The sequence below is a fragment of the Legionella sp. D16C41 genome, from assembly GCF_048541585.1.
Classification (GTDB): domain Bacteria; phylum Pseudomonadota; class Gammaproteobacteria; order Legionellales; family Legionellaceae; genus Legionella_C.
In genome coordinates this window covers 1,643,476-1,664,499 of record NZ_CP183303.1, presented here as the reverse complement: position 1 = coordinate 1,664,499, position 21,024 = coordinate 1,643,476, and the positions used below count along the sequence as shown (strand labels likewise).

Sequence of the window (21,024 nt, the reverse complement as noted above, 5' to 3'; positions counted from 1 at the left end):
GGACACCTATTTTAATAAGGGTAAGTAACTGGAGCTGTATTTTCTTTTGATGGCATAACGCCTAAAGAAATTGTAAATTTCAAAGCCTCATCAATTGTCATTGTTAACTCAATAACTTCTCGCTTGGGCACTATAATTAAAAAACCAGATGTTGGATTAGGCGTTGTAGGAATAAATAAACTAACCATTTCTTCACCCGTATGTGATGCAATTTCATCATTTGCCATACCCGTTTGAAAGGCTAGCGTCCAAACTCCTTTTCTTGGATATTGAACCAACATAACTTTACGAAATGCTTGGCTATTTGTAGCCAAAATAGCTTGAATGATTTGCTTTGCGGTATTATAAATTGAGCGCACTAACGGAATACGAGCAAGTATTGCTTCCCCCCAGCCCATTAAACGTTGGCCAAGGATATTAGTTGCAACCATTCCTGTTATGATTAATAACAGTAAAGATAATAACACTCCTAAGCCTGGTATGTGAACACCGAACAAATGCTCAGGTTGATAAGCACTCGGTAGGAGAGCAATGGTTGAATCTAAGAGATCAATAATAAATCTTAAAACAACAAACGTAACTAAAATAGGCAGCCAAATTATTAAACCTGCAAAAATGACGCTGCGAATTGATTTAGGTTTCAATCTTTTTCACCTTTTGGTTTATCAGTCTTTTTCTCAGTCGTTTTTTTCTCAGCATCACTTCCACTACCTTTAGTACTATCTGTTTGCTTTACCGGCGCAGTTCCCTTATTTTTAAAATCTGTCACATACCAGCCGCTACCCTTTAGCTGAAAACCTGCAGCTGAAATTAGTCTTACTGCCGTATCCTTAAAGCACTGAGGACATTGCGTTGCTGGGGTATCGTTTATCTTTTGCATTAAATCAAATTTATGATGGCAATTTGAACACTCATACTCATAAATTGGCATCCATGAATCTCCGTAATAAAACGTTTAGAGGAATAGAAGAATATAAAGCTAATATTTCAAGCCACTTTTTATATAGTGATCTTAACTAAAATTTCAATAATAAAATGCTAAATAAATAGAGACAAATTATAACCAACTAACTGAGCATAAACAATGCATAATTAGTATAAATTATGGTTTAAAAAAATTTAATCTTTTCGCAACACCGATTGAATAAGTATAAATATAAAAAAACTATTATTATATGGAATAAAATGCAACCAATAAGTATTTTTTTAAGTCAATTATTACAGATTATACCTAAACTCAAGCAGATAACCAAATTGGATAAACTCCGTGATATCGCTAGAAGTGAGAGCTTCTAAAAAATCTAAAGAATATAACTTAGATAAGTTAAAACTTCTTACGGTTACTCTCTACAGTTTTATCACAAAATCACTCATGGTTTTATTTGTTATATTAACAAATTATTATCAAATTCTATATTAAAATGATTCAATGCATCATAATAAACTCTACCAATGAATGGCATATGCATCATTGCTTTTAAAGTGCTAATATTTTCTTCTCTAAACAACATTTCTTTACTAACATCATTTGCTATCCAGCCTAAACAAGGCACTTGATGTGCCTTAAGTAGAGCATCGGTTAGTAAAGCATGATTGATACACCCTAAACGCATGCCAACTACTAAAATTACAGGGATATTAAATAATTTTAAAAAATCAAGCCAAGTTTCATGATTGTTTAATGGAACAAGCAGCCCTCCTGCCCCCTCAATCAATAAATAATCAAAATAATTAAATTTTGTTTGTTCGCAAAATTGCATAACTTGAGTTGCAGTTACCTCTTCATTTACCAAATGCGCTGCAAGATGAGGAGCTATAGGTTCTTTATATTTCCAATAGTTAATAGAAGTATTTTCATCAGCATTATAAGCCTGTAAACGTACTACATCTTGACTAACTAACTGGCCTTTAACTTCTTCACACCCACTCGCTATAGGCTTTATAGCTTGTGCTTTATATTTTTGATTTAAATAAGCTAAAAGCATACAGGTGACATAAGTTTTACCACAATCGGTATCTGTACCGGTAATAAAATATCGTTTCATAATACGAAACTCCTAAGCTTATCAATAAAATCGGCTTGATGAGTTATAAAAGGCATATGTGCTGCTTTAGGAAATAAAATATAATTAAATTGCGGATATAATTCTTGCATACGCGGCAATAAATGCCTAGGAACAATCGCATCTAATCTACCAAACATATAACATGTTTGACTGATAAGTTGGTTTAAAGAGGGCCGCAAATCCCAATTTGCTAAAATATTTAAGCCATTAGCAAGCGCTTCTTTGGACGATGAAAAAACCTCAGACTTAATATCAAAAGTATTTAGGGAAAAATTTTGTAATTGTAAAGCAATAAATTCTGCGGTAGTTTTTTCCGGATTCTGACTTAAATTTGTATAAAACTGGGCCAATGTTTGCTGATTAATTCCGGGCCAGTAGGTATCTTTTATAAAATAAGGTGAAGAGGCTACATTAATAAGATGTGAAATACGCTTTGGCTCTTCAATAGCAAGTCTAGTGGCGAAAAGCCCACCTAATGACCAGCCTACTAGGGCTACTTGCTTTGGTAAATGATTCAACAGCTCGGCTTTAAATTTTTCCCAATTCATCAAGGAGCTCTGTCCAAAACCAGGTAAATCAATTAAATAAATACTAAATTGCTCCATTAACTTTGGTAATAACGACTTCCAGATTAGTTGGTTAAAACCCCAGCCATGTAAAAAAACCAAAGTCTTATCATTATTTCCTATTTTATTAATATTTAATTTAGTCAATTTGATGCAACCTATAAAACAACTTATCAATATCATTTTGCTCATGATTGGCATTTAAGACCACTCGTAACCCAGTAGCCTTACGACATACAGTGGGCTGGCGTATCGCTTGACAGATAATACCGTGGTTTCTTAACTGTAGTGCATAATATAGCGCTTTATGAGGACAGCCTAGTTGTAATTGTTGGATTGGCGTATGAGACTCTTGCCACTGCAGTGGCGAATTTCTAACCTGTTGTTGAAAGTATTGCATTAACTCTCTTAGTTTTTGCCGCCTGTCATCTAAAGTAACAAGTAATGCTAAACTTTCTAATAATCCAAAAGTTAAAGCAGGGCTTAGAGCTGTAGAATAAATATTTGAGCGTGCGTATTGAAATAATGCTTCTATCCATTCCCCTTGACCTGCAACTATAGCACCTTGCCCTCCCAACGCTTTACTGAAGGTAATTAAACGTATAGGGACTTGTTGTTGAGTTAACTGATAGTAATTAACAGCGCCCAAGCCATGCCTACCCATTACACCAAAAGAATGAGCCTCATCAACAAAAATGGGTACAGTTTTTGTTGCACAAATTTGATTAATATTTTGTAAATCAGCCTGTTGACCACTCATGCTAAAAATAGCTTCCGTCATAAAAACCGAATTATTGCCAACAGTAGCTACTTTTGCTGTTAAATCATCATAATTATTATGTAAAACACGTTTATAATTTATTTTAGTTAATTTAATACCATCATAAACAGAAGCATGTACTGCTTTATCAATTAATACATGACATTTCAAATTAGCTAATAAAGAAATAATACCAAGGTTAGCGGCATAACCTGAGCTAAACAGTAAAGCTTTATCTACCTTTAAATAGTGGGCAAAAGTATTTTCAAGGCTTTGATGGATTTTATGATAACCACAAACAGACATCGAAGCACCACTACCTGAAGGATAATGATTAAATCCATTACTATAAGCTTGCTTAACCCGTTTATCTTCTCTTAAAGATAAATAGTCATTTGAGCTAAAGTTCAGTGTAGGATGCTTAAATTCATCAATAACCAAACGCTCTCTATATAAGCCTTGTTCTTTCAACAACCTATTATGTTGCTTTAATAGCTGTTTAATCATGCTAAGGATGCTTGCAATCCTAATTTATTAAATAGTTGTTGATCTTTATCAATTTCTGGATTTTTTTGAGTTAATAATTTTGTACCGGCCCAAACTGAGTTAGCCCCAGCGAAATAACATAATGCTTGTAGCTCATCGCTCATTTTAGTACGCCCAGCACTAAGCCTTATCATACTTTTAGGCATTAACAGACGGGCTGTTGCAACAGTGCGTACAAGCTCGATACCATCGATGGGTTTTGCTTTAGCAAGTGGTGTACCTTCTACAGGAATTAGACTATTTATAGGAACACTCTCAGGCGGTGAAGGTAGATTAGCTAAAGTTAGTAAAAATTCAATGCGATCATCTCTGCTTTCACCTAAACCTAAGATACCACCGCAACATACTTTCATTCCCGATTTGCGCACTTCTTCAAGAGTTGCGAGTCTGTCTGCAAACGTGCGGGTAGTAACTACTTTGTCATAATAAGAAGGTGAGGTATCAATATTGTGATTATAAAAATCAAGCCCTGCTTCATGTAACATTTTTGCCTGCTCTGTACTAAGCATTCCTAACGTCATACATGTTTCAAGACCTAAATTCTTGACTTCCTTAATAGCGTCTATAATCTTAGGCATAGCCTTATCTGGCGGACTTCGCCAAGCTGCTCCCATACAAAATCGAGTAGCGCCAGAATCTTTAGCTTGTTTCGCTTTTGCAATAATTTCTTCAACAGAGAGCAATTTCTCTTTTTGAATATCCGTTTTGTAATGTCCGCTTTGTGAACAATAGCCACAATCTTCAGGGCAAGCACCAGTTTTAATATTTAATAAGGCAGCTAGTTGCAATTGATTTGCTTGATGATATTGGCGGTGGCAGTCATGTGCTGCATATAATAAATCGTTAAACGGTTGCGTATAAATAGTTTCAATCTCAGACTTAGTCCAGCTCAGTATATTTTTATTCACAAAACTATCCATTTTATTATTTTTTTCTACATGATAAAGTGCCGGTTTTTATTGTCAACTTAAAATTTAATTATGGTTAACAAGGAACAAATTATTACGCAAGATTTAAATCACATTTGGCACCCTTGCACGCAAATGAAAGATTTTGAGCAAATCCTCCCAGTGATTGTTTATAAGGCACAAGGAAGCTATCTGGAAACAAGCGCAGGCAAATTAATTGATGGAATTTCAAGTTGGTGGTGTAAATCGTTAGGCCATGGACACCCTGCAGTAACCGCTGCTATTCAAAAGCAACTTACTTTATTTGAACATGTTATTGCCACGACAACTACGCATGCTCCTTTGGCTGCGCTTGGTCAAAAATTAGCTGAGATAACGCGAAATCAACACCTTTTCTTCGCAAGTGATGGTTCTTGTGCAGTTGAAATTGCACTTAAACTAACTCTACATGCACAAAAAATAAAAGGGCAAATGCAACGACAAAAATTTATTTCTTTAAGAAATAGCTATCATGGCGAGACAATAGGCGCATTAAGTGTTAGCGATTTAGGTATTTATAAAGAACCTTATAATAATTTTGGGCTTCCTTGTCATTTTATTGATTCAATCCCGTATGTTAGCGGTGAGCAAGATCCACTTTGGCAAAATGCCTTTAACTATTGGCAAGCCGCCCTTAAAAATATAGAACCCTTTAAACATGAACTATGTGCTGTGATTATTGAGCCTATTGTTCAAGGCGCCGGTGGAATGCGTTGTTATAGTGCAGATTTTTTAAATAAACTATGTAATTGGGCTAAGCAGCAAGGTATTTATATTATTGCTGATGAAATCATGACCGGTATTGGACGAACCGGAAAATGGTTAGCTTGTGAATATGCAGCTATTGAACCTGATTTAATTTGCCTTTCTAAAGGACTAACATCAGGCAGCATTCCACTTAGTTGCGTCATGATTGACCATGCCGTTTATGAGCTTTTTTATGCTGATTATGAATTAGGGCAATCTTTTTTACATTCACATACTCATAGCGGCAATGCATTAGCAGTCAGCGCTGCATTAGCAACCATTTGTGCTATTGAAGAAGAAAATCTCAATCACAAGGCCACTGTATTAGGAAAATTAATGCTTGAACTTTTTCAAGAAATTGCTAATAAAACTGGAAAATTAACTAATATTAGATCAATTGGTGCCTTAGTTGCAGGCGATCTTGCTGAGTTACCTAATCAACGAATAGGTTTTAAATTTTACCAGCAGGCATTAAAACGAGGAGCTTTTTTACGACCCTTAGGTAAGACATTATATTGGTTGCCACCTTTAAATACTGATGAACAAACTATTATGCATTTGGCAGAAATCACTCTAAACTCTATTTATGAAGTTTACGATATGACTTAAAATTATGGTTAAACAGGCTTCTGGTGATAATTTACAACAAAAATTTAGTATAGCTTGGGCTATTTTAACATTGCTCTTAGCTCTAGTTATTAGCTTTTATCAGTGGGAGCATTTAAAATATAAACAATTAAGCCAACTTCAATTACAAGCAAGTCATCTAGCTTATAAATTAGATAATTTTGTTGATTCTATTTTTGCAGCCGTCGATCTCTTACCACTTGATAAAAACCAAGTTAAAAATTGTCAATCCTCTTTATTAACTCAATTACAATCTATTGTTTTTAACAGTCCTATTATTACAGGTATTATTGTTTACAACCCTACTAATCAATTTGTTTGTACGACATTTGATCCTAAAGCACCTCTACCTAATCCCTACATTCAACAGCAAGTACTACTTGGACCAATGAAAACAAAAGAAGTTGACAATGACTTTTTTTTACTTCAGCGGCCTTATCATGATTATTATTTAGGAGTTTATTTATTAAAATCTTCACTTGAATTGCTTATCCATATTGATGAATTAGATTTTAAAGCAGTTAGCTTATATGATACGCAGAAAAAGCAAATTATATTAGGTAGCAATACCCTAATCACTGATCAACCAGTTACACCAATTACGATCAAGGATTTAGAAAACGATAATAAGAAAGTATTAATTATGCCCTTAGAATCGTTAAAAAATGTTAATTTAATTATTAGTACCGCGGGAATAGATTTAAAGAAAAATTTATTATTTCGCTTATTACTAACTATTTTACCCCTCTTGTTACTCTCTTGGCTATTACATCGTTATTTTCAAGCAACCATGAATAAACATTTTTCAATTACGCTTGCTTTAAACGACGCCTTAAAATTGCAACAATTTTATCCTACTTATCAACCAATATTTTCTAGCAAAACAAAGCAAATTTATGGCGCAGAAGTATTAATTCGCTGGGTCAATAATGAAAATGAGTTAATTATGCCTGATTATTTTATAGAAGATGCTGAACATTCAGGGCTTATTGTACCCATTACTTTACAATTAATTGAAAAGGCATTATCTGAAAGTAAAGATCTTTTTGCAAATAACCCTAGTTTTCATCTTAGTTTTAACTTATGCCCTAGTCATTTTAAGAGTGAATCTTTTTTTAATGACTTCGTAAGAATTTGTGATTATTACCATATTTTGCCAGAACAGATTATGTTAGAACTAACAGAAAGAGAACTATTTGAAGAAAATGAGCAATACATTATTAATAAAATGCAAGAGCTAAGAGCAAAAGGGTATTCTTTAGCTATAGATGATTTTGGTACGGGGCATGCTAGTATTAAGTATCTACAACATTTCCCATTTAATTATTTAAAAATAGATAAAATATTTATTCAATCGATTGGAACTGGCGCAATAACTGAAACTTTAAATGATGCCATTATTAACATGGCTAACTCATTAAAATTAAACATTATTGCTGAAGGTGTTGAAACTGAGCAACAATTTAATTATTTAAATTTGCGAAATGTTGAATTTTTACAAGGCTGGTATTTTTCTAAAGCTGTTAATTTTCAACAATTGCACGAGTTGATAGTCAATACAGGGAAACATCATGTATAAAAAACAAATTTACATTTTAGTAAGCTCTTTTATCTATTCTCAACTTGTATTAGCACAATGGCATTGCAAAGCAGAAGATAATGCAAAGCAAGAATGGCTCGCTGAAAGTAGTTATCAGCGAAGTGCTGTTAATAAAGCGATGGAGGCCTGCAAAAAAATGAGTCGCTCACCTGAAACCTGCCGAGTTTTCCAGGGAGATTGCGAGCTATTTGTCAACGGTGAATCGGTAAGACCAGCCTGGCAATGTACTGCTTTAGACCAGATGGCAAAAGCATGGAAAAGTAATTTTTATCCTAATAGCGATGATGCAGCCCTTGCAGCTAAAGCGTATTGCCAACAACATAGTGCCTTTCCTAATACCTGTTATGTTAATTTATTAACTTGCAAAGATAGTAGTATTTTACAGGATTAAAATAATGTATTGTGTAGGCTTAACAGGCAACATTGGCAGTGGCAAAACCACAGCAATTACTTTTTTTAAATCGTTAGGGGCAGGAATAATCATTGCGGATGAAATTGCACGCGATATTACAGCAGCTGGTCAACCTGCGTTTATAAAAATTCAAGAGCATTTTGGTGACAAAGTAATTACTCAATCAGGGCAGCTTGATAGAATTCAATTAAGAACGATTGTTTTTAATCATCCACAAGAAAGAATCTGGTTAGAAAATTTATTACATCCCTTAATTCGCCAAACAATTGAAGTTAAAGCCAAAAGCAGTCAAGGCCCTTATTGCATTATTGAAATCCCTCTATTAACAAATCGAATTGATTATCCTTACTTAAATCGAATTTTAACTATCCTTGCTTCATCTACCGTACAAATCAATCGTATTAGCAAGCGTGATTTATGTTCAGCAGAACAAGCTTTGGCAATACTTGCAACTCAACCCAGTGAAACACTACGTCGTGAGCTTGCCGATGATATCATTTATAATGATGGCAACTTAGAGCAATTAGAAACTAAAATAAGAAAATTACATAGAAAGTATTTACAATTATCCCTTGAAAAGTCATCATAAATCTTTTCACAGTAACTTTAATAATTAAAGTTCTTACCAAACTGTTAGTACTGAAATAAAAATCAGGCGAGAAAGGAATAAAAAAGCGCAGTTTACATGAAGTAAATAAGCAGTTTGAATTTTTTCGCTTAAAATTATTCTAAAATAGCAGTTTTAAGGAACTCTAGTGTTTAATAATTGCTCTTAAAGAATAAAGTTTTATGGCTTCTAATACTATTATTTTTCAATTAGCAACAGGATATTTGCCTAAAATTGCCCTACGGTTAGAATCACTTTATCAAACAATTATTCAAGCTTGTGAAGAGACTCATCCTGTGATTCATCATTATGCTTTAAAGAACATTATTGAAATTATACAACTTATAGAGAAACCAGAGTTAAAAAGCCGTTTTCTAAAAGAATTGATGCGGATAGAACATCATTTAAATAAGACGAATTCTGCTGACTCTAATGATTTAAATCAAAAGTTACATGCACAAATTTATACGTTAACTCACGTTGCTGGACGCTTTGGCGAGAAAATTCATTCCGATCCATTTCTGCATTCAATCCGAATAGCTCAGCCTAATATTGATGCAGAGATGCTCTCGCCACAATTATTATTATGGCTAGAATCTAGTTCTACCTTACGTCAACGTGATTTAACTTTATGGCAATCATGTTTATATACACTCTACTCAGTGGTTAATTTGTATTTACAATTATTACGTGATACAGCTCAATTTCAAGAGGTTCAAACTAGCAATGGCTTTTATCAATGCCCCCTACCCCCTAAACCTTCTTGTCATTTAATTCTTTTACGTATGGATAAATCATTTGGTATAGTCCCACGAATGCAGCTTGGGCATTATGGATTAAGTGTAAGACTATGTGAGGCAGCGACTATGCGCGAAGTTAAGGAATTGAATGCTCAATTAGATTTAGCAATTTGCCAACTTTAATACTATCTAATTAAGTAGTTCTCTTACATATTTAAAATAAATTATAACTTTATTTTATCTATAGTTGGTACAAATCATACTTTCAGATAAAATTAGCCTCTAACTGAAATCTAATTTTTAGCTAAACATGAAAAGCTTTTGCATGAACTATAAATTTTATTTTTACTGTTAACATACTAGCGTTATTATACAGAAGATAATTAGTGCAAATATTACACAAAAGTTCTAGTAGACTTCTTTAGAAACTGTTAGTGCTAAGACAAGGTCAAACAAAAATGGCGCTGCAAAAGCGCAGTTTACCTAAAGTAAATGAGCATCTTGAAGCGCTTTTTTTATTTGAGATTGGCCAGCAATAGCAGTTTCAGAAGACGTCTAATAGCTAAACCTAATTTTGGAAATATTATGAATACTGTAAAAAAGACTGCTGCCCATAGAGCTGCTGAAACTATTATGAATCGTTTACCAAATTTTAAACCAACTATTGGTATAGTTTTAGGATCAGGATTAGGTAGCTTTGCTGAGCAATTAGAAGATGCAGTAACAATTAGCTATGATGATTTGCCAGGCTTTCCTAGATTAACTGTTTATGGGCACAAAAGTAACTTAGTATTAGGCTACTTAGGAGGAATTGGGGTTGTATGCTTACAAGGTAGAGCCCATAGTTATGAAGGGTTTGATTATGAAATTGTGAGAACTTATGTGCGTACTTTACGCTTATTAGGCTGCGATTATTTCCTAGCTACCAATGCTTCAGGCTCTTTACGTGAAGATGTAGGACCTGGCGAATTAATGTTAATAACGGATCATATTAATATGCAACCTGGCAACCCACTAGTTGGTCCTAATGATGATGAATTTGGACCGCGCTTCTTTCCGTTAGATAATGCCTATGATTTAAGTATGCGCGAGCGTTTACTGCATATAGCTCATCAAGAAGATATTAATTTACATCAAGGTGTTTACCTTTCTGTTTTAGGACCTAATTATGAAACGGCTGCTGAAATAAGAGCCTTTAGAATTATGGGGGCAGACGCAGTAGGTATGTCGACAGTACCAGAAGTTTTAGTTGCTAATCATTGCGGAATGAAAGTTGCTGTAATTGCTACTATTACCAATTATGCTACTGGCTTGACGTTTTGTAGTCATAGTCATGAAGCGGTGGTTTTAATGGCCTCTAAAGCTGCTGAAAAATTAAATCATTTAGTTAAACAATTTATATTAAGCCTTGCATGAATTTTAATTTAGAAAAGGAATTTCTAACAACACTTGAAATTCTTAATAAAGAAGAATCAGTGTTTTCATCTGATTTAATCAAATCGGTAATCGATTTAACTTTACTTGATGAATCAGCAAGTATTGATTCATTAAAGTTATTGCAAGAAAAGGCTAATATTAATCAAGTAGCAGCTATTTGTGTTTTACCTAACCATTTAACTATTTTTAATCATTTAAATAATATTAAACGAGCAACTGTTGTTAACTTTCCTACTGGCCAAGAATCACAAGCTGCTAATTTAACTTTAATACAAGAACTAAGTAGCACTAATCTAGCTCAGGAAATTGATTATGTATTTCCTTATCAAATTTATTTAGATGGCCAACATAAAGCTGCATTACGACAATACCAAGACATTTATTTATGTTGCCAAACTTATGACTTAAAAATAAAAGTTATTATAGAAACAGGTGCGTTTCCCAACGCAGACTCAATTTATAAAGTTAGTAGTGAGATATTAGAAATTGGCTGTGATTTTTTGAAAACATCAACTGGTAAAATCGCAATTGGCGCAACACCACTTGCAGCATTTAGTATACTTAAAGCTATTGTTGATACTAAACGCCAGGCTGGACTTAAAGTTTCTGGCGGTATAAAAGACCCTAGGCAAGCTTACTTATATATGTCATTAGCTAGCTTTCTTAACAAAAGAAAAATTACTCCATCTTGGTTTCGTATAGGAGCAAGCAGCTTACTTAGTAAGCTTTAATATTAGACCTTTGGAGAATATATCTAATCTTAGTAGAAGATTGGATTTAAGTGCTGTTTGGACGAATATAATACTAAAAAAGCGCAGTGTAGTCTTCTACATGAGCCTTTTGAAGCGTGATTTTCGCCCAAAATGTACCAAATAACAGCCTTTCGGTGAGAACGAGCTACTATGTGCTATGTGCAGCCACTTATTTAAAATTAAACCCTAATATAATAGCGACCCACATGACCAGGCCATACCAACCATTCCAAGAGAAAGCTTGTAAACAGTTATCTTCTTTACGATCACTAGTTAACCATTGTTGATACAAAAGTATAGTGGCGCCTAAAGCCCAAACAAAGTAAAAAACGTGCGATAAACTTAAGTAATTGACTAATAAAATCCAAAGAAGGTGTAGAAATAACTGTAATAAACCAATAATTAAGCGATCAGAATTAGCAAATAAAATAGCAGTAGATTTTACGCCAATCTTTAAATCATCTTGACGGTCAACCATAGCATATTGCGTATCATAGGCAACTATCCAAGTATAATTAATAAGTAACAAATAAAATAAACTTTTATCAAAAAAAACATTAGAAGCAACATAAGCTATCGGTATGCCTAAAGAAAATGCAATACCCAAAATAAGCTGGGGACCTTGAATAAATCGTTTACAAAATGGATATATAAAAGTAATGAATAAAGCAAATAAAGCGTAATAGAAACAAGTAAACGGTAGCTGTATTAAAATAAGAAAAGCTGCAATTAGAAAGAAAAGCAATAAGCCTACTGCCTCTTTAAGCGATACGGTTCCTGCAGTTAAAGGCCTATCTCGTGTGCGTTTAACATGTAAGTCAATATTTCGGTCAGCAATATCATTTAATACACACCCTGCGGCGCGCATAAAAATAGTACCAAGGAAAAGTAAGATAGTTAGACTTATAGGTGGATTACCTTTATTAGCGACCCATAATGCCCAAGCGGTAGGTGACCAAAGCAAAAGAGTACCAATTGGTTTATGAAAACGGGCTAATTGATAATAGTTATGCCAATTCATTAGTTGCCTCTAAAAGATCTGGTAATAATATTTCAATTAAATAAAAGGGTAAGTGCTTATTTATAGCAAACACCGCGAACCTTGCCCATAAATCTTCATTCACATGCAAAAAAGGCTTTAACCAGTAATACTCTATAGATTGTGCTGAAATGCAATAATAATTAAGATTCATGCGAGTTATTAAATTATTACCAAAAATAAGTTCCCCTAAGCTCTCCTGTTTTAAACGAGCAAAAAAATCTTCATAATGTTGATAGGTATTTATAGGAATTACAGTGCGCCCATACCAACACTCTCTAGCATTAATAGAGATGACAATCTCACGATGTAGAGCTTTTTCACCCTCTTTAAGGCCTAAAACATGCTGATCCCACCAGTCAACCTTATGCCATTGTTGTTTCAGTAATGTTAACTGTGGAACTTTTCCAACAGTATTTTGTAAACGCCTAGTTAAAGATTGCTGATGCGTTAGCCAAGGAAGTAGCGCTGCAGAAGGTTTACTCGTTACTGCTTCATTTTTAAGAAAATTAAATGACATTTAATAAAAATTAAACTATCAAAGCGCTTATTATAAGCTTTTTTAAGCATGATTGTTAGTTTATAGTATAAAAAGTATTTTCTTCTGAATTGCTTAACTGTTTTTAACAACAGGCTCATGAGTAAAACATAATCGATTAACAATTATCTTTTTTTGTATTTTATTATTAATTGAAAGAGTAAAATGACCGTTACAAGCCGCTTTTTTAAGTATCGGCGTAAAAATTAAATAGTGCTTTGATTGAAATCCTTGCCAATCTATTTTAATTGTTCTCGTATATTGTTGCCAAACTCTTATTATATTCTCTTTATCAGGCTTATGTTTTTTATTATCAATAAATAAAACCATTCCCGCTGACCAATTAAAGTTGTCTAAAGGAACAAGTGCTAAAGTAGTGCCTTGAGCAAGCGCTTTATAACGACCATATCTGATAGCACTTTTTAATTTATCACTAATAATTTGTAATTGGTTTTTTTCATAAAGCTGGTAATCAGAAGAAGTAGAAAATAAAAATAACAGGCTAACAATACTTATTACAATTAAAAGCTCAATTAAGGTAAATCCTTGCTTATATATCATCTTTAGTTAATAACGCTTGCAAATAAAGTAAATCTTGATAAGCTTTCTTTTTATCACTTGGTTTGCGCAGTAAATAAGCAGGATGATAACTTACAATAAAAGGAACTTCTCTATAATGGTGTAATTGTCCACGCATCCGATTAAGTGGTTGCGCTTCTTTAAGCAAATATTGGCCTGCAAAACGACCTAAAGCTAATAATAACTTAGGCGTTACTAGCTCAATTTGCTGAGCAAGATAGGCGCTGCATTGATTAATCTCTTCAGGCCTAGGATCCCGGTTATCAGGCGGTCGACATTTTAAAACATTGGCAATATAGACATCTTCCTCTGTAAGTCCAATTGTATTTAGCATCTGGTTTAACAACACACCTGCTCTGCCAACAAAAGGCAATCCCTGTTTGTCTTCATTAAAGCCTGGCGCCTCACCAAGAATCATTAACTTAGCTAGGGGATTACCACGCGCAAAAACAGTATGAGTACGGCTTTGAGCTAAAGGACATTTAGTACAAGTGGCAACTACGTTAGCTAACTCAGCTAGTTTCTCTTTTGTACATAAATTAGCTTGACGAGGAATCCAAATATCTACTCCCAATTGCTGTAAATAATAATTATGATCCTTTTTTGCCATAAAGTATTACAATGCCCAAAAAAGCTTAATTATACATCTTAAAGTGATAATTGACTAACCATGGCTGCAGGCTCCGCTAAACTATGCTCCTCTACAATATTAGGTTGCTTAGCGGTGATCGCTTCAACTATTGGATCATTTGCTGCTAAATTTCCAGATATTGGATTAGTACTTTCAGTTTTTTTAAGAGAATTACACATCTCAGTTAGCGAAGACCACTCTATCTTTTCGAAGTCATCTATTATCCTTTTAACTTGATTATCCATAGCGTGCCATAGAGAATAATAAATGGGGTCATGAAGTGTATTTGCAGACCCAAGAAGGGTTTCAAAAATGCCTAGTTTCCGACATAAAGTTTCAAGATCAATTAATGCTTCTTTAAAATCTGTTAATAAGCGAATAAAAATATTAAGTAATAGATGAGTCTCTCCTTGTAATTTTTGTAAATAGGTAAGACACTCTAAAGGCCCCTTACTTGAAAAAGAATGTCTGGCCCATTTGTAAAGTTTTAAATCAAAAGCATTACTAAGAAAATTAAAAGGAAGTTTTAAGAAAATAGGATAGATAGCGGTAAATAAAATTATATTACTACTTAAGTCTTTAATTTCTGCCTCAGAATCAATTTCTTTAGCAATAGTCTCATTACTTACATCAGTATTATCAATATTAGGTTTCTTAAAATAACGCTTCCTGAGTTGATAAATATCATATTCATCAGAGCCTGCTAATAAAGCTTGACTAGCAAAATATTCAAACCAATCTCTTCGACCTCTATAACAAGCATAATACATAGCCTCTTGGATATTAGTAAACGTTGAATATAAATATTCTTCATTTACTGCTGCAGAATTTAAGTCATCCTGACGATAACGAGCATCGATATAATTTTTAGCAGCCTCATAACCATTTTCAAATAAACTAACTTGTTCTTGCGTACCAATATTAAATTGGGTAGAGCCGATACCAGCGGATGAAATTAGTACTACTTGATTACCCTGATTTCTCAATTTAATACGCTCACGCTCCCAAGCACTTACCGGATCTTTAACACCTGTTACTAATCCATAAATGAAATTTAGCAAAAAATTTTCTCGGTATACTCGCGTAAAGAAGTTATCAATAATACCCCGTTCATGACCATTATCAAATTGGAAAGCGATTAATGTTAAGCTGTTATTATAAGGCGACTCTAAAAAGGTAGAGTAATCATCATTAAAAACTTCCGTTGGTAAATTATTCAAAATACCGCCATCATTATATTTTTCTCCTTCAAAAATAGCTGGCTTAAAAATAACTGGAAAACTAGCAGAAATTGCACAGGCTTCACTAATTTCCATAGTCGGTGTTAAGCTATAGGAGAAATATCGTGTCTCACGCTTTTTAATATTGGTTGCTGTAACGACTAAATCTTCTCCTAAACTACAATCAGGATAGGCTTTTTTCAGATTATGAAGTGATTGAAAGGTGATTTTGCCCTCTTTAAAAACTTGAGTAGCTAGAAAATGTTTACCTTCAATAGTTTGATCTAAGTTATATAATTTAATAATTTCATTAACTTTTTTAAGCACCATAAAATCAAGCGCTGCTTTTAAAGCTTGCGTATCAGATAAGCCATACCGATCAATATCATAAAAAATTAAATGTTCTTTGCGAAAACCTTTAAAAAACTCGAAAATCTCTTTAGACGAAAAGCCTAAATAGCAAAGTGCTGCCATAACGGCACCAGCAGAACTTCCAGCAAATTTTTTATATTTAATTTGCGCGTCTTCAAAAGCTTTATAAGCACCTATATGACCAAAAAATAATACGCCACCACCGCAGTATACACTTGTATCTAAATCTGGACGCTTTTCTATAATTAAAATTTCACCATTGTCCGGCCTTTGATAAATTTGAATTTTATCTTTTTTAATTAATAATTCATGTGCTTTATGTTTTTTTACTTCTTTTGGTTTAACTTCCTCAGCAATGGTTGCAGTTATAAATAAGGACTTAATCCATCGCCATAATCGTATATACCAGCTCAGTGAAAAAATAAGACCTTGAACATGTCGGTATTCATGCATTGCTTCAATACGTTCGCTCAGGGATTTTACCTGAACTGCAAAAGGATGTGGTTCAAATAATATAGTGTTATAATCCCAGGCGTTTAAATCAGTGGCAATTAGCTGTTTAACTAAACTGTCATTTAAAAATACTCGCTTGGTATTACGTAGAGGCTTTTCTTGATTATCGTTATCGAGATGATATTTATTAGCAGTAGGTTTTGTTGCATGTTGATTTAAACCAATAAGCAAACCATGTTCACCCTCAGCTATTTCGATGCTATTTAATTGATAATCTGTAGTTAATTCTAAAGGTGCTAAATGCCATTTATATGTTTTTTTATGATGAAATAATAAATTAGTCACTCTGCCCCACCAATTAACGCCTACCTCTGAGGTATAACCTCGATAATCATTAATGGTTGCACCGCTTAAAAATGTGCGATGTGCATCTTTCTGATGTGGTGTTAAAAACCAATTTAAAAATTCGTTTCTCGCAGACTTACTTAAATGAGTAAAATCAAAGATCATTCGCTCATCATCAAATACATATTCATTTAGGGAAAATTGGGAATCAGGGGGAAGTCCATTTACTCTAAACCAGCCATAATAGGAACAAAGTAAGAATTTTTTTAATAAAATACTATTATTATTTTCTTTATCTTTCTGATGCAGTAACCCACTTAATACTCTTCCTTGCTTCATAGCCTACTCCTAATAGCCTTTTAAAAACGTTGCGTTTTTATCAGAGCTAACTATTTGTGGTTTATGCAGCACTTAAACATAACTGCACTTCTTAGCTATAGATATGCTGATTACTTTTTACTCTAAAAATTTTTTTTTATTATCCTTATGCGCTTTCGCTCTTACATTTTGAAGTTATTTCTATTTGCTATAGCAGGCAATTTGTTTTCAAAAATTTGTAAGTCACTTGCTGAATTATGTAATAAAGCGTGCTCTATCAATCCTGCAATTAAGCTCATTAGACTGTAGATTTACTCCTTGATAAATAATTAAGCTAATTAATAACTAACATAAATTTTATAAGAAATGAATAGCAAGCCACTAACTAATAAACAATTTATCACTTTTTTGTTAAATAGTTATCGTTAATTTTGTTAGCTTGCTAAAGAATCTAGAAGAGTATTAATGACTAACTTAGGATTTTCGGCGCGTGTAATCGGCCGGCCAATAACTAAAAAGTCACTACCGTTAGCTATTGCCTGTTTGGGGGTCATAATTCTTACCTGATCATCACAACTATCGTTAGTTAGACGTATTCCAGGCGTAACTGTTATAAATGATTGTTTACAAAGTGACTTAACTAATGGTACTTCTTGCGCTGAACAGACTACACCATCAAGGCCTGCTTCATAAGTTAATTTAACTAAGCGGCTAAGTTGCTCTTCTAACGGCGAAATGATCCCTAAGGAAGGTAAGTCTTGACTTGCCATACTTGTTAATACTGTTACGCCAATTAATAATGGCTTGCTTGAGCCGTAAGATAACAAAGCTTCTCGCGCAGCTTGCATCATTTTTAAACCGCCAGAGGCATGAACATTAACCATCCACACGCCTAGCTCAGCTGCTGCCTTACATGCGTGAGCCACTGTATTAGGAATATCGTGAAACTTTAAATCTAAAAAAATTTTATAGCCTTGAGCAACTAAATTGCGTACAAAATCTGGGCCAAAAAGAGTAAACATTTCACTGCCTATCTTTAAGGCGCATTTGCTTGGATCTAAATTTTTAATTAAATTAAGTGCATCTTTTTGGTTAAAAAAATCAAGCGCTACAATAATTTTAAAATTCATTTAATTCGTTACTCGCATATTGTGAAGACAGTTTTTTACAGCATTTACTACTGTTTGTTGTTCTTTCAAAGTTAAATAAGGGTGCATAGGTAAACTTATTACATGTTTACTAGCCTTTTCTGCATTGGGGAAATCTCCTGCCTGGTAATTTAAATAAGCTAATGCTTTTTGACAATGCAGAGCAATGGGATAATGTATGGCTGTAGGAATACCTAAGCGCTGTAATTCGTTTTGAAAATCCTCTCGATTAGGTACTTCTATTGTATACTGTGCATAAACGCTTTTATTATGGGGCAAAATAAAGGGCGTCTTTACAATATTCGCAAGTAAATCATCATAACGTTTAGCAACAGTTTGACGTAACTCGACTTCATGAGTAAATAATTTCATTTTCTCTAATAAAATTGCAGCTTGTATTGTATCCATACGACCATTGAAACCTATACGCCTATGAAGATAACGTTGTTCTTGGCCATGGTTACGTATTTCACGTAATTTTGCTGCAATATCATCATCATTAGTGAAACAGGCACCTGAATCGCCATAACCACCAAGCGGTTTTGAAGGAAAGAAACTTGTACAGCCTATTGTTGATAGTGCACACGAATAGTGTCCAAAATGAGTCGCGCCAAAGCTTTGTGCACCATCTTCTATGACTGCAATCTGGTGTTTATTAGCTATATCATTAATAGTAGCCATATCAGCACACTGGCCATATAAGCTAACAGGCATAATAGCCTTCGTTTTAGAACTTATAGCAGCTGTTATTTTACTGGAGTCAATATTATAAGTATAAGGATCAATATCAACAAAAACAGGTTTAGCTTGGCATAAAGCGATGACTTCTGCAGTTGCAAAAAAACTAAAAGGACTCGTGATAACTTCATCACCAGGCTTTATATCTAAAGCTAGTAAGGACATTAACAAAGCATCTGTTCCACTAGCATTAGCGATAGCATGCTTTACGCCAATAAAATCAGCTAATTTTTTTTCCAAAGCTGCAATTTCTGGTCCCATAACATATTGACCATGATTAAGTACTTTTTGAATACTATTTAAAATCTCAGTTTCGATTAGTTTATATTGTTTTTTTAAATCGATAAATTGCATAAATTTCTCTAAAATTTAATAATTTTAATAAGTGTTTTACAGATAAAAGGACACATTTTAAATTCTATAAATCATTTATTAAATAAGTTAGTATTTAAAGTGTCTATAAAGTATGGTTTTAAACCTTCTCTTAACTACACCGGGTTATTATTTAAAAAAATTAACTAATCGCCTTCTAACCCATAAACGGGCTTCATTTTACCCCACTGTTTACAGCTTGGGCAATGCCAGTGTAGATGTTTACCACCAAATCCACACTGACCACAACGATATTTAGGTTTGTTTTCCAAAAACTTGCTTGTTATTGTATATAAGATTTGCAATTTGGTCTTAACCTTGCCATGAGCACTTTCTAAATGCCAATAAATTAGGCGATTTAAACCTTTAATTGATGGGTAAGTACTTAATTTTTCTGAAACAAAATCAATAGCTACATCCATACTTTTTTCTTTCTGTAATTCATCAGCAATAACAAAAATGGTTGATGCACGAGGATTAATAACGAGTGTTTGTTGTAAATACTCAATGCATTCTTCCATAGCGTCTAACTGGCGATAACAATATACTAAGGGTTCAATAATTTCTGTTAGATAATCTGGGTCTTGTACTGGGACACGCTTTAAAGAGCGAAGTGCCTGTTTATAACGGCCATTTTTTATATCTAGAGAAGCTTGCAATAAACTTGCGCGGACTGATGCTTTATCAATAAGTAAAGCCTGACGAGTAGCGCTTTGCGCTTTATCAAATAAATTAATTTTCAACGCTTGCTCAGCGATTTCACAATAATAATGTGCTGCTTGATGCTGCAAGCTTTGGCCTGTAGAACTTTCTAGCTTTTGAATAATGTCTAATGCCTTTTCCCAAGCTTTTTCTTGTTGATAAATAGCTAATAAACCGTGCAAGCTATGAATTTCTTGATTACCACCAAGCTTGACAGCCTCTAAAAAAATTCGTTCAGCTCTATCAAATACGCCCGCACTCATATAATCTTGGCCTAAGGCACGCAAGGCTTCTTTGCGCTCAGTAAGACTTAACTGTGGTCTAGCAATAAGGTTTTGATGAATGCGTATTGCTCTATCAACTTCACCACGTCTTCTAAATAGACTGCCTAAGGCAAGATGTGTTTCAACAGTATCACTATCAACATCAAGCAGTTTAATGAAAACATCTACAGCTTTATCCGGTTGCTCGTTTAATAGATAATTTAAGCCAACCACGTATTCCCGTGATAAATAATTGCTATTTTTGGTGCCTTTAGATGAATAATTACGGCTAGCAACCCACCAGCCAGATAATGCTGCAGCAGGTAACAACAAAGGCCATAAATTAATCATGGAAAGATCCCTATCAGAATCAAGGAGAGCAACTTATTGTAATGCGATTTAGGATCATTTTGCTAGTACTATGTAAGCTCTTCCTAAATTAAATTTATTTTATTTTAATACAATAAGATATGTAAATAATTAGATTTTGTCTAGAATA

At 33.8% G+C, this 21,024-nt stretch carries 21 protein-coding genes; 7 read left to right on the top strand and 14 right to left on the bottom strand.

From position 1 onward, the window contains the following. Positions 1-11 precede the first annotated feature (11 nt). The 6 genes from ACNVED_RS07305 to bioB all read right to left on the bottom strand — a co-directional run bounded on the left by ACNVED_RS07305 (position 12) and on the right by bioB (position 4,846). A complete protein-coding gene (locus ACNVED_RS07305) occupies positions 12-644 on the bottom strand; it encodes a DUF502 domain-containing protein (RefSeq protein WP_419421096.1) in 633 nt (210 codons plus the stop codon). After that, positions 641-931 carry an FmdB family zinc ribbon protein gene (locus ACNVED_RS07300; RefSeq protein WP_419421095.1) on the bottom strand — a complete coding sequence of 97 codons (291 nt, stop codon included), beginning with the start codon at positions 929-931 and terminating at the stop codon, positions 641-643. The genes ACNVED_RS07305 and ACNVED_RS07300 overlap by 4 nt, the downstream gene beginning before the upstream one ends. A gap of 454 nt (positions 932-1,385) precedes the next feature. Continuing rightward, positions 1,386-2,045 carry a dethiobiotin synthase gene (gene bioD, locus ACNVED_RS07295; RefSeq protein ID WP_419421094.1) on the bottom strand — a complete coding sequence of 220 codons (660 nt, stop codon included), beginning with the start codon at positions 2,043-2,045 and terminating at the stop codon, positions 1,386-1,388. Then, complete coding sequence (locus ACNVED_RS07290) at positions 2,042-2,779, bottom strand: alpha/beta fold hydrolase (protein WP_419421093.1); 738 nt, start codon at positions 2,777-2,779, stop codon at positions 2,042-2,044. Before ACNVED_RS07290 ends, bioD begins: the two co-directional genes overlap by 4 nt. Further along, positions 2,772-3,899, bottom strand: coding sequence for an aminotransferase class I/II-fold pyridoxal phosphate-dependent enzyme (locus ACNVED_RS07285; RefSeq protein WP_419421092.1), 1,128 nt, complete (start codon positions 3,897-3,899; stop codon positions 2,772-2,774). The genes ACNVED_RS07290 and ACNVED_RS07285 overlap by 8 nt, the downstream gene beginning before the upstream one ends. Next, entirely contained in the window at positions 3,896-4,846 is a 951-nt protein-coding gene (gene bioB, locus ACNVED_RS07280; RefSeq protein ID WP_419421091.1) for a biotin synthase BioB, read from the bottom strand. Before bioB ends, ACNVED_RS07285 begins: the two co-directional genes overlap by 4 nt. A 72-nt stretch (positions 4,847-4,918) precedes the next feature. Here bioB and bioA point away from each other — a divergent pair, with 72 nt between their 5' ends. The 7 genes from bioA (at position 4,919) to ACNVED_RS07245 (ending at position 11,786) form a co-directional block, all read left to right on the top strand. Then, positions 4,919-6,241, top strand: coding sequence for an adenosylmethionine--8-amino-7-oxononanoate transaminase (bioA, locus tag ACNVED_RS07275; RefSeq protein ID WP_419421090.1), 1,323 nt, complete (start codon positions 4,919-4,921; stop codon positions 6,239-6,241). Between the two features lie 4 nt (positions 6,242-6,245). Continuing rightward, positions 6,246-7,838, top strand: coding sequence for an EAL domain-containing protein (locus ACNVED_RS07270; RefSeq protein WP_419421089.1), 1,593 nt, complete (start codon positions 6,246-6,248; stop codon positions 7,836-7,838). Continuing rightward, a complete protein-coding gene (locus tag ACNVED_RS07265) occupies positions 7,831-8,250 on the top strand; it encodes a hypothetical protein (RefSeq protein WP_419421088.1) in 420 nt (139 codons plus the stop codon). The genes ACNVED_RS07270 and ACNVED_RS07265 overlap by 8 nt, the downstream gene beginning before the upstream one ends. Positions 8,251-8,254: 4 nt before the next feature. Beyond that, positions 8,255-8,860 (top strand): dephospho-CoA kinase, encoded by a 606-nt coding sequence (coaE, locus tag ACNVED_RS07260; protein WP_419421087.1) that lies wholly within the window; start codon positions 8,255-8,257, stop codon positions 8,858-8,860. Positions 8,861-9,060: 200 nt separating this feature from the next. Next, positions 9,061-9,801, top strand: a complete 741-nt coding sequence (gene zapD, locus ACNVED_RS07255) for a cell division protein ZapD (RefSeq protein ID WP_419421086.1) — start codon at positions 9,061-9,063, stop codon at positions 9,799-9,801. Positions 9,802-10,203: 402 nt separating this feature from the next. Next, positions 10,204-11,034 carry a purine-nucleoside phosphorylase gene (locus ACNVED_RS07250; RefSeq protein WP_419421085.1) on the top strand — a complete coding sequence of 277 codons (831 nt, stop codon included), beginning with the start codon at positions 10,204-10,206 and terminating at the stop codon, positions 11,032-11,034. After that, positions 11,031-11,786, top strand: coding sequence for a deoxyribose-phosphate aldolase (locus tag ACNVED_RS07245; protein ID WP_419421084.1), 756 nt, complete (start codon positions 11,031-11,033; stop codon positions 11,784-11,786). The genes ACNVED_RS07250 and ACNVED_RS07245 overlap by 4 nt, the downstream gene beginning before the upstream one ends. Positions 11,787-11,976: 190 nt before the next feature. Here the strand turns inward: ACNVED_RS07245 and ACNVED_RS07240 are convergent, their stop codons facing one another. From ACNVED_RS07240 to lapB, 8 genes are all read right to left on the bottom strand, one after another. Next, positions 11,977-12,828, bottom strand: a complete 852-nt coding sequence (locus tag ACNVED_RS07240; protein ID WP_419421083.1) for a 4-hydroxybenzoate octaprenyltransferase — start codon at positions 12,826-12,828, stop codon at positions 11,977-11,979. Next, entirely contained in the window at positions 12,815-13,366 is a 552-nt protein-coding gene (locus tag ACNVED_RS07235; RefSeq protein ID WP_419421082.1) for a chorismate--pyruvate lyase family protein, read from the bottom strand. Before ACNVED_RS07235 ends, ACNVED_RS07240 begins: the two co-directional genes overlap by 14 nt. A 93-nt stretch (positions 13,367-13,459) precedes the next feature. Continuing rightward, a complete protein-coding gene (locus tag ACNVED_RS07230; protein WP_419421081.1) occupies positions 13,460-13,945 on the bottom strand; it encodes a pilus assembly FimT family protein in 486 nt (161 codons plus the stop codon). After that, positions 13,935-14,573 (bottom strand): uracil-DNA glycosylase, encoded by a 639-nt coding sequence (locus tag ACNVED_RS07225; RefSeq protein ID WP_419421080.1) that lies wholly within the window; start codon positions 14,571-14,573, stop codon positions 13,935-13,937. Before ACNVED_RS07225 ends, ACNVED_RS07230 begins: the two co-directional genes overlap by 11 nt. 38 nt (positions 14,574-14,611) lie before the next feature. Next, the gene (gene vpdC, locus ACNVED_RS07220) at positions 14,612-17,323 is read right to left on the bottom strand and encodes a Dot/Icm T4SS effector VpdC (RefSeq protein ID WP_419421079.1); all 2,712 of its coding nucleotides are present in this window, start codon (positions 17,321-17,323) and stop codon (positions 14,612-14,614) included. A 413-nt stretch (positions 17,324-17,736) separates the two neighbouring features. Beyond that, the gene (pyrF, locus tag ACNVED_RS07215) at positions 17,737-18,432 is read right to left on the bottom strand and encodes an orotidine-5'-phosphate decarboxylase (protein ID WP_419421078.1); all 696 of its coding nucleotides are present in this window, start codon (positions 18,430-18,432) and stop codon (positions 17,737-17,739) included. Next, entirely contained in the window at positions 18,433-19,542 is a 1,110-nt protein-coding gene (locus ACNVED_RS07210; RefSeq protein ID WP_419421077.1) for a DegT/DnrJ/EryC1/StrS family aminotransferase, read from the bottom strand. 164 nt (positions 19,543-19,706) lie between these two features. Next, on the bottom strand, positions 19,707-20,876 hold the full coding sequence (gene lapB, locus ACNVED_RS07205) for a lipopolysaccharide assembly protein LapB (protein ID WP_419421076.1): 1,170 nt from the start codon (positions 20,874-20,876) through the stop codon (positions 19,707-19,709). Positions 20,877-21,024 lie beyond the last annotated feature (148 nt).